The organism is Flavobacterium sp. CHNK8, from assembly GCF_019774515.1.
GTDB lineage: Bacteria > Bacteroidota > Bacteroidia > Flavobacteriales > Flavobacteriaceae > Flavobacterium > Flavobacterium tiangeerense.
Genome location: NZ_CP081492.1, coordinates 1,927,404 through 1,939,605 on the forward strand (window position 1 = coordinate 1,927,404; position 12,202 = coordinate 1,939,605).

At 34.3% G+C, this 12,202-nt stretch carries 8 protein-coding genes; 6 read left to right on the forward strand and 2 right to left on the reverse strand.

All coding sequences use genetic code 11. From position 1 onward, the window contains the following. Positions 1–201 precede the first annotated feature (201 nt). From recG to K5V07_RS08185, 6 genes are all read left to right on the forward strand, one after another. The gene (gene recG / locus K5V07_RS08160) at positions 202–2,349 is read left to right on the forward strand and encodes an ATP-dependent DNA helicase RecG (protein WP_221917071.1); all 2,148 of its coding nucleotides are present in this window, start codon (positions 202–204) and stop codon (positions 2,347–2,349) included. Positions 2,350–2,729: 380 nt separating this feature from the next. After that, positions 2,730–3,788 carry an efflux RND transporter periplasmic adaptor subunit gene (locus tag K5V07_RS08165; protein ID WP_221917072.1) on the forward strand — a complete coding sequence of 353 codons (1,059 nt, stop codon included), beginning with the start codon at positions 2,730–2,732 and terminating at the stop codon, positions 3,786–3,788. A 62-nt stretch (positions 3,789–3,850) separates the two neighbouring features. Next, complete coding sequence (locus K5V07_RS08170; protein ID WP_221917073.1) at positions 3,851–6,946, forward strand: efflux RND transporter permease subunit; 3,096 nt, start codon at positions 3,851–3,853, stop codon at positions 6,944–6,946. 71 nt (positions 6,947–7,017) lie between these two features. Continuing rightward, positions 7,018–8,331, forward strand: a complete 1,314-nt coding sequence (locus K5V07_RS08175) for a TolC family protein (protein WP_221917074.1) — start codon at positions 7,018–7,020, stop codon at positions 8,329–8,331. A 16-nt stretch (positions 8,332–8,347) separates the two neighbouring features. After that, on the forward strand, positions 8,348–9,211 hold the full coding sequence (locus tag K5V07_RS08180; RefSeq protein WP_221917075.1) for a bestrophin family protein: 864 nt from the start codon (positions 8,348–8,350) through the stop codon (positions 9,209–9,211). A gap of 74 nt (positions 9,212–9,285) precedes the next feature. Continuing rightward, positions 9,286–10,209: an AraC family transcriptional regulator gene (locus tag K5V07_RS08185; RefSeq protein ID WP_221917076.1), complete on the forward strand. Its 924-nt coding sequence runs from the start codon at positions 9,286–9,288 to the stop codon at positions 10,207–10,209. A gap of 1 nt (position 10,210) precedes the next feature. On the opposite strand, the gene K5V07_RS08190 is transcribed toward K5V07_RS08185, so the two are convergent. After that, complete coding sequence (locus K5V07_RS08190) at positions 10,211–10,585, reverse strand: DUF779 domain-containing protein (protein WP_144891042.1); 375 nt, start codon at positions 10,583–10,585, stop codon at positions 10,211–10,213. Positions 10,586–10,667: 82 nt separating this feature from the next. Then, on the reverse strand, positions 10,668–12,173 hold the full coding sequence (locus K5V07_RS08195; protein ID WP_221917077.1) for an aldehyde dehydrogenase family protein: 1,506 nt from the start codon (positions 12,171–12,173) through the stop codon (positions 10,668–10,670). Positions 12,174–12,202 lie beyond the last annotated feature (29 nt).

Sequence of the window (12,202 nt, forward strand, 5' to 3'; positions counted from 1 at the left end):
ACTTTTAGAAGATCATTAAAAAAACAACTCCTTAATTTTAGTACCAAATATATATGATTGCTACTCCATTTCCAAAAGAACTCATTTCCAAATTTCCAATCAATAAACTATCTTCGCATTTTACAAATTATCAAAACAGAATTACGCTTTAAGCTCAGTGTTATTAAATGCACTAAAAGATCCACAATTAATTAATTTTCAATGTCAAACAACCTCTTACTTACCCCTATTGAATTTTTGAAAGGCGTTGGTCCCAACAGGGCTGAACTACTTAGAAAAGAATTAGGAATCTATAAGTATCAGGATTTAATCAATTTCTTTCCAAACCGATATATTGACCGGACACGGTATTATAAAATTAATGAACTACATTCTAGAAGTGCTGGTTCAGTTGCTGAAATTCAAATTATTGGTAAAATTGTAAACATTAAAACGGTTGAATTTGGCAAGAATCAAAAAAGATTAGTAGCTACTTTTGTTGATAATACAGGCCAAATGGAACTTGTGTGGTTTCAGGGTCACAAGTGGATTAGGGAAAGCCTAAAGATTAATGAAATGTGTGTTATTTTTGGAAAATGTACTGCTTTTGGTAGTAACTTCAATATGGCGCATCCAGAAATTGAATTGTTGAGCGAGCATGAAAAAAGCTTACGATCGGCCATGCAACCCGTATATCCATCAACTGAAACCTTGACAAACAGAGGTATTACAAACAGAGTGATTAACAAACTCATGCAGCAATTGTTTCATGAAACGCACACTTTGTTTACTGAAACTTTGCCCGCAAAAATCATTGATGAATTAAAACTAATTCCAAAAAATGCTGCTTTATTCAATATTCACTTCCCAAAAAATACGGAGGTATTGGCTAAAGCCAAATTCAGGCTTATTTTTGAAGAGTTATTTTTCATTCAGTTGCAATTGATAACTAAAAACTTAGTTCGAAAGCACAAAATAAAAGGGCACCCATTTACTACCGTTGGTCAGTATTTTAATGATTTCTATCAAAATCATTTGCCTTTTCAATTGACAAATGCTCAAAAAAGAGTCGTTAAAGAAATTAGATCGGATATGGGTAGCCAAGCCCAAATGAATCGTTTGTTACAAGGTGATGTAGGTTCTGGCAAAACCATTGTAGCTTTTATGAGCATGCTTTTGGCACTTGATAATGGCTACCAAGCGTGCTTGATGGCTCCTACCGAAATTCTAGCCAACCAACATTTTATAGGATTATCAGAACTAGCGCAATCATTAAACATCAATATAAAATTACTAACAGGATCTACAAAAATTGCTCAACGCCGCATTATTCATGAAGAATTAGAAAATGGATCTTTGCACCTACTCATTGGTACACATGCTTTACTAGAGGATAAAGTAAAATTTAAAAATCTAGGTCTTGCAGTTATTGATGAACAACATCGTTTTGGGGTTGAACAACGCTCTAAATTGTGGAAAAAATCAAATCCTGATCCAATAAAAGGTGGGGAAATTGTTCCTCCACACGTTCTAGTAATGACTGCAACTCCTATACCTAGAACACTAGCCATGAGCCTTTATGGCGATCTTGATATTTCGGTTATTGATGAACTTCCGCCGGGACGTAAACCCATACAAACAGTTCATAGATACGATAGTAACCGATTAAAAGTCTGGAAATTTATTCGGGATGAAATTGCTTTGGGCCGCCAAATTTATATTGTGTACCCATTAATTCAAGAATCTGAAAAAATGGATTTCAAAGATTTAATGGACGGTTACGAGAGTATTTCAAGAGATTTTCCTTTACCGCAATATGCCATTTCTATTCTTCACGGAAAAATGAAACCCGCAGATAAAGATGCCGAAATGAAGCGTTTTGCTGAAGGTAAAACCAACATTATGGTTGCAACTACGGTAATTGAAGTTGGAGTAAATGTACCCAATGCGAGTGTTATGATTATTGAAAGTGCAGAACGTTTTGGGTTATCACAGCTACACCAATTACGCGGACGTGTAGGTCGAGGAGCTGAACAAAGTTATTGCATATTGATGACAAGCCATAAATTGAGTAACGATAGTAAAACCAGAATGGAAACCATGGTACAAACTAACGATGGTTTTGAAATTGCAGAAGTAGACCTTAAACTCCGAGGACCTGGTGACATCATGGGAACACAACAAAGTGGCGTTTTAAATCTTCAAATAGCTGATTTAGTTCGAGACAGAGATACCTTGGCTCTCGCTCGTAGTTATGCTGTCAAATTATTAAAGGATGATGCTCCCATGCAAAAACCAGAACATGCAGCACTACGCGCGGTTTTTATAGAAATGACAAAAAAGAAAAATATCTGGAACTATATCAGTTAAATTATACTCGGTTTTAATATGCCTAGGATTCGAAATAGTCTAAAATGAACTATTTCCTTTTTGATCTATTTTACACAATGCATAATTGCAATCTTCTTTTAAGGATTCTTTTTAAGAATAATCTTCATTTTCTAAACCCTTTATTATAATTTATCAAAAAATAATATTTTTTTACAAACAGAGATTAAACCTTTAGGCTTTTCTAATGTCAAAGTTTTTTTAGCATTTTTATTGTGAAGTGGCATTTTTGTTTTTATTGTTAATACTTGTAGGTACAAACGTTAAATAATAATTAACATGAAGTCAATATTCAATCATAAAGGCTAATTTTGAATTTAACTTATTTTATTGCAACTAAATCTTACTTTACAACTCAAATTATGAAAATAAAATACCTCGTTTACGCCTTGTTACTCATCGGATTTATTGGTTTTATAGGATACCGTATTAGCGAAAACAAAAGCGAAGGTGGCGACTCTAAAGACCCAAAAGGAAAAGGCAAAACCATGAATGTAACTGGAATTGTTGCCACTCCAGAAACTTTTGATAACAATTTATCATTATCTGGATCCATAGAGGCTAATGAACAAGTCGAGATTAGAAGTGAAGTATCTGGAATTGTAGAAGGAATTTATTTTCAAGAAGGAAGCAATGTTAGTAAAGGTCAAATCTTATTCAAGGTAAATGATATTGAACTGCGTGCACAACTAAGACAAACTACTACTCGCGAAGGTTTAGCATCAGAAAATGAGCGAAGAGCAAAATTATTATTGCAAAAAGAAGCCATTAGTCAGGAAGAATTTGATTTGGCTCGAGCCGATTTAAAATCAGCACAAGCACAAAGTCAATTGATAAGAGCTCAAATAGCAAAAACAGCAGTAAGAGCACCTTTCTCTGGTAAAATAGGATTGCGATCCATATCACCAGGAACGTACATCACTCCTGCTATTCTTGTTGCAAAACTGGTTAATACAGGCAAATTAAAAATTACATTTTCTATTCCTGAAAAATATGCTACTCAAGTTAAAAACAGCACTTCGCTGAGTTTTAAGGTTGCAGGATCTACTGAAATATTTAGTGCCAAAGTATACGCCATAGAACCAGAGGTTGAAGTAGCTACACGTACACTTCAAGTTCGTGCTATTGCAGATAATAAAAACGGAATTTTATTACCAGGTACTTTTGCTGACGTAGAATTGCCGCTAGATATTATAAAAGATGCCATTGTAGTTCCTACCGAAGCAGTAATCCCAGTACAAAAAGGAAAGAAAGTATTTATTACAAGTAACGGTCAAGCCAAAGAAGTTATGATTGAAACTGCTACTAGAACTGCTTCTTCATTACTTGTACTATCTGGATTAAAAGCAGGTGATACTGTTATTACAAGTGGAGTAATGTCCTTAAAAGATGAAACTCCAGTAAAAGTAAAAATCAAATAAAAAAAGCTTTTAGAATCTTGCAAACCAAAATCTAAATTAGCAACTTTAATTATAATCCTTAAATGAGTTTATCAACCACTAGTATTAGAAGACCTGTATTTACCATCGTAATCAATGTAGCCATTGTTTTGTTTGGATTGATTGGTTATACCTTTCTTGGAGTACGAGAATTTCCCTCTATAGATCCCGCACAAGTATCCATCAGTACCCGTTATGCTGGTGCTAATGCTGATATTATTGAATCACAAATTACTGAACCGCTAGAAAAGGCGATAAATTCAATAGATGGTATTAGAAACGTAACTTCATCTAGCGCTCAAGGGAGCAGCAACATCACCATTGAATTTAACTTAGATAAAAATCTTGAAGATGCTGCTAATGATGTACGTGATAAAGTATCACAAGCAGTGCGTAACTTACCACAAGATATTGACAGTCCGCCAGTAGTTTCAAAAGCTGATGCCAACGGAGATGCAATTATCTCTATGACAGTACAAAGTGATACTCGTAATGCTTTAGAATTAAGTGATTATGCTGAAAACGTTATCTCACAACGTCTAGAAACAATTCCGGGTGTAAGTGGCGTTCAAATTTGGGGTCAAAAACGTTATGCCATGCGCTTGTGGATTGATCCCGTGAAGCTTGCTGCTTACGGTTGTACAGTAGCTGAAGTGCGTGATGCATTGAACAAACAAAATGTGGAGTTACCATCTGGAAAATTAACCGGAAACAATACGGAACTTACTGTAAAAACAATTGGAAATCTTTCAACTGCCGAGGAGTTTAACAATATAATTATTCGAACTGAAGGAGAAAAAGTAGTGCGTTTTAGTGATGTAGGAACAGCAAGCATAGGCCCTGAAAACACCGAAACCAAAATGACTCAGTCAGGTACTCCTCTTGTAGGAATTGCGATTGTACCGCTACCTGGTGCTAATTATTTGGATATTTCGGCCGCATTTTATAAAGAATTCGAAAAATTAAAGAAAGATTTACCAAAAGATATCAAGCTTAATATTGCCATAGACAATACCATATTTGTAAAAAAATCAGTTATTGAAGTTGCTGAAACGTTAGGAATCTCAATTATTTTGGTAATTTTAATCATCTATTTATTCTTTAGAGACTGGGCAATTGCTTTTAGACCTTTAATTGATATTCCAGTATCATTAATCGCTACGTTCTTTATTATGTGGCTCTTTGGTTTCTCTATAAATGTATTGACATTATTAGCTATCGTTCTCGCTACAGGTCTTGTAGTTGATGATGGGATTGTGGTGACCGAAAATATCTTCAAGAAAGTAGAAGAAGGTATGACACCTATCGAAGCTGCGATTAAGGGATCGAATGAGATCTTCTTTGCCGTAATTTCAATCTCAATCACATTAGCCGCGGTTTTTCTTCCTGTAATCTTTTTAGAAGGATTTGTTGGCCGACTCTTTCGGGAATTTGGAGTAGTCATAGGAGCTGCCGTATTGATATCCGCTTTTGTATCCTTGACGCTTACGCCAATGTTGAATGCGTATTTAATGAAAGGTGGCGAACAAAAAAAATCAAAATTCTACATTCGTACTGAACCTTATTTTGAAAGACTTAACAATGGTTATGCAAGTGCGTTATCAAGTTTCATGAAGAAAAAATGGTTGAGTTTCCCAATCTTGATTGCTTGTTTCGGATTGATATATATGTTCTTTACACTTTTGCAAAAGGAAACCGCACCTTATGACGACCGTTCTGGTTTTGTATTGCGTATGTCTACTCCCGAAGGGTCCTCATATGAATACACCGACCGATTCATGCAAGAAATTTCTAAATTGGTTGATGATTCTATTCCTGCCAAAAAAGTGGCTTTAGTAATCACTTCTCCTGGTTTTGGGTCTTCATCTGTAAACAGTGGTTTCATACGAGTATCTTTGGTTCAACCCAATGAAAGACCAAATACACAAAAAGAAATAGCCGAAAAACTTACCAAATGGACGAAACAATATCCTGATGCAAAGACATCAGTGATAGAACAGCCGACCATTGCCGTAAATAGACGTGGTGGGTTACCAATTCAGTACATTATTCAAGCACCTAACTTTAACAAACTTGAAGAGAAAATTCCGCTTTTTATGGATGAAGTATCTAAGAATCCAACGTTTGCGGTAAGTGATGTAAACTTAAAATTCAATAAACCCGAAGTAAATGTTACCATAGATAGAGAAAAAGCAGAAAGCTTGGGTATATCAGTTATTGATATTGCACAAACGCTGCAACTTTCTTTGAGCGGACAACGTTTTGGATATTTTATGAGGAACGGAAAACAGTATCAAGTCATTGGACAATTTGATCAAGAAGACAGATCAAAACCGTTAGACTTAACCTCAATGTTTGTAAAAAATAATATGGGACAATTAATTCAAATGGATAATGTTGTGACCATTGAGGAAAAAAGCAATCCGCCGCAATTGTACCACAACAACCGTTATATGGCTGCAACAGTATCTGCAGGTCTTGCTCCAGGCAAAAGTATTAGCGACGGTATTGATGCCATGAACGAAATAAAAGCAAAAGTGCTTGACGATACTTTTACAACCGACTTGGGCGGTGAATCTCGGGATTTTGTTGAAAGTAGTTCAAATACTGCATTCGCTTTTGGGCTTGCCTTATTGTTGATATTCTTAATACTAGCAGCGCAATTTGAAAGTTTTATTGATCCATTCATTATTATTTTGACTGTGCCAATGGCCGTTGCGGGAGCTTTATTTTCATTGTGGTTATTTGATCAAACTTGGAATATTTTTAGTCAAATTGGAACCGTAATGCTTATTGGTTTGGTAACCAAAAATGGAATCCTTATTGTCGAATTTGCCAATCAGTTACGAGAACAAGGAAAACCAAAATTAGAGGCGATTCTTGAAGCATCAGAAGCGAGATTGCGACCGATATTAATGACTAGTTTAGCCATTTCTCTAGGTGCTTTACCTATTGCATTATCTCTAGGAGCGGCATCTACAAGTAGAATAGGAATGGGAGTAGTTATTGTAGGAGGAACTATTTTTTCATTAGTACTGACACTATTTGTAATTCCAGCACTTTACTTAATGTGGTCTAAAGCTCGTAAACATTATCCAGAATTTGATCATATTGAGGAGTATGAGAAAAATTTTAATTAAAATTATAAAATAGAGCTGTTTAGATTATTAAAAAGGATTTTACAATAAAATCTAAACAAAATAAGAAACCTATGAAACATACTAAAATACTGTTAAACAGTTTTATTTTACTGTTATTTTTTATACCAAAAGTTGAGGCTCAAGAAGTTCTCTCACTTGAAATTGCATTAAAAATTGCATTAGAAAACAATTATGAAATTAAAATTGCATCCAATAATTCCTTAATTCAAAAAACAAATGTAAGTTTAGGAAATGCTGGCATGCTACCAACTCTGTCAGCAAATGTTGTTGATAATAATAGCATACAAAATAGTTCACAAACCAGACAGGACGGAACCAAAAACGAACTTGATAATGCGAAAAACAACAGTTTAACCTACGGCGTAGGATTAGATTGGACCATTTTTGACGGAATGCGCATGTTTGCTAGAAGAGATCAGTTAAAAGAGTTACAAAAACTAGGAGAAGCGCAACTTAAACTTGCCATCATTACTAGAATTAGCGATGTAAATGCGGCTTACTATGACTTAGTGCAGCAACAACAACAACTTGCTGCACTTGACACTACAATTGTCATCTCAAATCAACGATTGCAACTCGCTCAAAACAGATTCACAATTGGTAAAGCATCAAAGCTTGAGGTTTTGAATGCCCAAGTAGACTTAAACACTGATCAAGTAGCTTTGTTGCGTCAGAAAGAATTATATGCTAACGGTAAAATTGCTTTGAACCAACTTTTAGCAAGAGATGTTACTACAAACTTTACAGTTATTGATAAATTAGATGTAGATAAATTGTTACTACTACCTGAACTTAAGGCACTGGCAGAAAAGCAAAACCCGCAAATAGAAGCACAAATAATCAATAAAAGAGTAGCCGAATTGGAACTAAAACAAGTAAAAGCAGGACGATACCCTACCATACGTGTTAATAGTGCCTATAATTTTTCTGAAAGTCAATCTAGTTTAGGATTTGTGGCTCAAGCACAGTCTCGAGGTTTTAATTATGGTTTTACAGCATCAGTAAATATTTTTGATGGATTCAATCAAAGAAGAAACGAAAAAGTGGCTTCATTACTTGTTGAAAATGCCAAATTGAATATTGATCAACAAAATCTGATTCTCAACTCCCAATTAGCGACTACTTACCAAACGTATTTAACTAATTTAGAGTTGATCACACTAGAAGAGAACAACGAGGCTATAGCCAAGCAAAATTTAAATATTACCCTTGACAAATTTAGAATAGGAACAATAACAACCCTGGAGTTTAGAACCGCACAGCTCAATTATGTGAATGCAAAAGTGCGTTATAACAATGCTAAATTTCAAGGAAAACTCTCAGAAATAGCACTTAGAGAATTGGCTGGAAATTTGGTGTTCTAAAAATTTAAGTAGCATTATGATTTCATACAATACCAAAGATTGGTTTACATTTATTTTTAGATTTCACAAAGCAGATACGTTTAGGACACTGTTTCCGATTATGATTGCTATTGGTATCTACTCTGGCTTTGTTGGATATCTAGAAGTTGAATATTTTAAACTTGGTGACAACAGTTATGTAAAGAATATTACCATTATGCACGGTATGCTTGGTTTTGTAATATCACTTTTACTTGTTTTTAGAACCAATACAGCCTATGATAGATGGTGGGAAGGTCGAAAATTATGGGGTTCACTCGTGAATAATAGCCGTAATTTTGCCATTAAACTTTCGGTAATGCTTACTAATAAGGAGGATCTAGAATATTTTAAAAAATGGATTCCTACGTACGCAACTGTTCTTGATGAGCATCTAAAGGATATAGAAACTAGTAAAGAATTGTTTGATGATTCCATAATTGAAATAGACCATGAAAAACACAAACCGAATCAAGTTGCTAAATTATTGTTTAAAAAAATAAATGAGCTTTATAAAACAAATGTAATTTCTGGTGATCAATTGATCGTATTAAATGAAGAGGTAAAATCATTTACCGAAATATGTGGCGCTTGTGAGAGAATAAAAAATACGCCTATTCCTTATTCCTACAGCGCTTTCTTGAAAAAATTCATATTCTTTTATGTAATGACTTTACCTTTTGGATACTCTTTTAGTTTAGGTTATTATGTGGTACCAGTTGTAATTTTTATCTTTTATGTACTAGCTAGTCTTGAATTAATAGCAGAGGAAATAGAGGATCCTTTTGGTACTGATGAGAATGATTTACCCACTCCAAAAATTGCTGCCAACATCAAGAAGCATATAGAGGAACTTATTTAAATTGTGTTAAAGTTTCAATTACTAGCTATTTAATTTTGTAAATTTAGATTCTGTTTTTTAACAAATTTAAGGATATGAATACGAATCGAGCTTTAATACAACCACCATTATTAACAAGTGAAAAATCTTTAAAAACATTAGTAGAAAACAGAACTGTTTACTCACTAAATCACTGTGAATTAAATATTTTCGAAACCTACGAAACATCAACTTCAGTACCATTACAATTTAATGATTTTGTAGTTACTAGTATGTTGAGAGGTAAAAAAGTAATGCACCTTTTTGATGATCCTGGTTTTGTGTATTTGCCAGGCGAAACAGTTGTTATACCATCAAATGTAGCTATGAAAATTGATTTTCCAGAAGCTTCAAAAAACAACCCTACCCAGTGTTTAGCTTTGGCGATAGACCCGAAAAAAATAACAGATACTTTACATTTTTTAAACGAAAGATATCCTAAAGAAGGTGATAATCAATTCTGGCAATTGAATTACCAAAATTATTTTTTTTACAACAATATTGAATTAGCCACAACAATCAACAAACTGATTAAAGAATGTATGAGTGTCTCCATAACCAAAGATGCACTTGCCGACCTAACTTTGCAAGAATTATTAATTAGGATTATTCAAACTCAAACAGCAAAAGCAGTGAGTGAAGGCTCGTTTTCGCAAACTAATAATCCTATGAATCCTGTTATTGAATTTATAAGACAAAATTTAAAGGAGAAATTTAGCATGAAGCTACTTAGCGAAAAAGCATGTATGAGTACAACATCTTTTTATCGGTTTTTTAAAAGAGAATTGGGCATGACACCCGTTGAATTCATAATAAACGAAAAGATAAAATGCGCCAAACAACTTTTAAAAAACCCGAGCATGCAAATCAACGAAATATGTTATCTGTCTGGTTTTGAAGATTGTAATTATTTCATTAGACTCTTTAAAAAACATGAAGGTATTACCCCAAAACAATACCAATTGTTGTATGTTAATTAATTCATTCGATATAAAATACAGGTTCTAAAGAAGCAGTTTCCTCGGGTGTAAAGAGTCGGTAAATAATTTTAAATGTTTTTTTCATCGGAGTTTCTAATGAAAAACCACCTACACCAAAAGCATCAATAACATCTAAAGTAAAGTGAGCATGTTTCCAATATTCGAATAAATCTTTATCCACCCAAAATTCTGTGTTTTCAATCGTACCAATGCACACATCCCCCATTCTTTGATAAAAACCTCCTTTTTCAAAACATTGTGGCTGCGTACCTTCGCAACATCCTCCTGCTTGATAGAACATCAAATCACCGTGTTTTTCTTTTAAAATTTTAATTAATTCTATTGCTTTTTCTGTGGCATCTATTCTTTTTTGCATCTTTATTATATTAATTTAAAAACCCGACAGAGAGAACTGCCAGGTTTGTTAATGAAATGAGGTTTATTAAAAATTGAAATTATTAAAAGAAACCCAACTTCTTTTTATCATAAGAAATAAGCATATTTTTGGTTTGACGGTAGTGTCCTAGCATCATTTTGTGGTTTTCTCTACCAATTCCAGATTGTTTGTAACCTCCAAAAGGCGCACCTGCTGGATAAGAATGATACTGATTGATCCAAACTCTACCCGCTTGAATTGCCCTTGGAACCTGATAAATTTCATGCGCATCGCGAGTCCATAAACCAGCTCCTAGTCCATACATGGTATCATTTGCTATGGCAATTGCCTCTTCTGTAGTCTTAAATGTGGTAATTGCAAGTACAGGTCCAAAAATTTCTTCTTGAAAGATGCGCATTTTATTGTGTCCTTTAAATAAAGTAGGCTTGATATAATACCCCTCAGATAAATCATCACCCATCTCATTTGCCTCGCCACCTGCTAATAGTACGGCACCTTCCTCAATACCAAGGTTAATATAGGCCATAATCTTCTCTTGTTGAACTAATGAGGTTTGTGCGCCCATCATGGTGTTTGTATCAAGAGGGTTACCTAATTTTATGGCATTGGTTCGCTCAATAACTCTTGCAATAAATTGATCGTAAATGTCTTCATGTACCAATAATCTGGATGGACAAGTACATATTTCACCTTGATTTAATGCAAACATTACGGCACCTTCAACAGCTTTGTCAAAGAAATCATCATCTGCGTCAGCAACAGATTTCATAAAAATATTAGGGGACTTACCTCCTAGTTCTAATGTTACTGGTATAATATTTTCTGTAGCGTATTGCATCACTAATCTTCCCGTAGGAGTTGACCCTGTAAATGCTGCTTTTGATACTTTTTTATTGGTTACCAAGGCACGACCTAATTCAGATCCAAAACCGTTTACAATATTTACAACTCCAGCTGGTAATAAATCCCCAATAAGTTCCATAAGGATAAGTATTGAAATTGGCGTGCTTTCGGCTGGTTTCAAAACTACAGTATTTCCTGCAGCAAGTGCAGGAGCAAGTTTCCAAACAGCCATAAGAATAGGGAAATTCCATGGGATAATTTGTGCAATAACTCCAAGAGGTTCACTTAATGCAATTGAAACCGTTTGAGAATCAAGCTCTGTAATAGTGCTTTCCTCAGCTCTAATTACACTTGCAAAATAACGAAAATGATCTATAGCAAGAGGTAAATCTGCGGCCATAGTTTCACGAATGGCTTTTCCGTTATCAATAGTCTCAACAATAGCTAGATATTCAAGATTGTCCTCAATAACTTGTGCTATTTTATTCAATAAATTACTTCGTTCTGTAACCGATGTTTTACCCCAAGTTTGAAAGGCATTATACGCATGATCTACGGCAAGTTCTAAATCTTCTTTACTGGAGTGTGCTGCTAGTGTGTACACTTTACCATCTACAGGTGAAACAACATCAAAATAGTTCCCATTTACAGGAGCAATAAATTTTCCTCCAATATAATTATCATATTTAGCCTTAAATTCAGGTCTTTGAAGTAATGTACTCATTTTATACTTTTTTTTAGTTTATCCAAAAA

Coding starts and splice junctions, on each gene's coding strand:
- recG (WP_221917071.1), top strand. CDS start 202: ATGTCAAACAACCTCTTACTTACCCCTATTGAATTTTTGAAAGGCGTT.
- K5V07_RS08165 (WP_221917072.1), top strand. CDS start 2,730: ATGAAAATAAAATACCTCGTTTACGCCTTGTTACTCATCGGATTTATT.
- K5V07_RS08170 (WP_221917073.1), top strand. CDS start 3,851: ATGAGTTTATCAACCACTAGTATTAGAAGACCTGTATTTACCATCGTA.
- K5V07_RS08175 (WP_221917074.1), top strand. CDS start 7,018: ATGAAACATACTAAAATACTGTTAAACAGTTTTATTTTACTGTTATTT.
- K5V07_RS08180 (WP_221917075.1), top strand. CDS start 8,348: ATGATTTCATACAATACCAAAGATTGGTTTACATTTATTTTTAGATTT.
- K5V07_RS08185 (WP_221917076.1), top strand. CDS start 9,286: ATGAATACGAATCGAGCTTTAATACAACCACCATTATTAACAAGTGAA.
- K5V07_RS08190 (WP_144891042.1), bottom strand. CDS start 10,585: ATGCAAAAAAGAATAGATGCCACAGAAAAAGCAATAGAATTAATTAAA.
- K5V07_RS08195 (WP_221917077.1), bottom strand. CDS start 12,173: ATGAGTACATTACTTCAAAGACCTGAATTTAAGGCTAAATATGATAAT.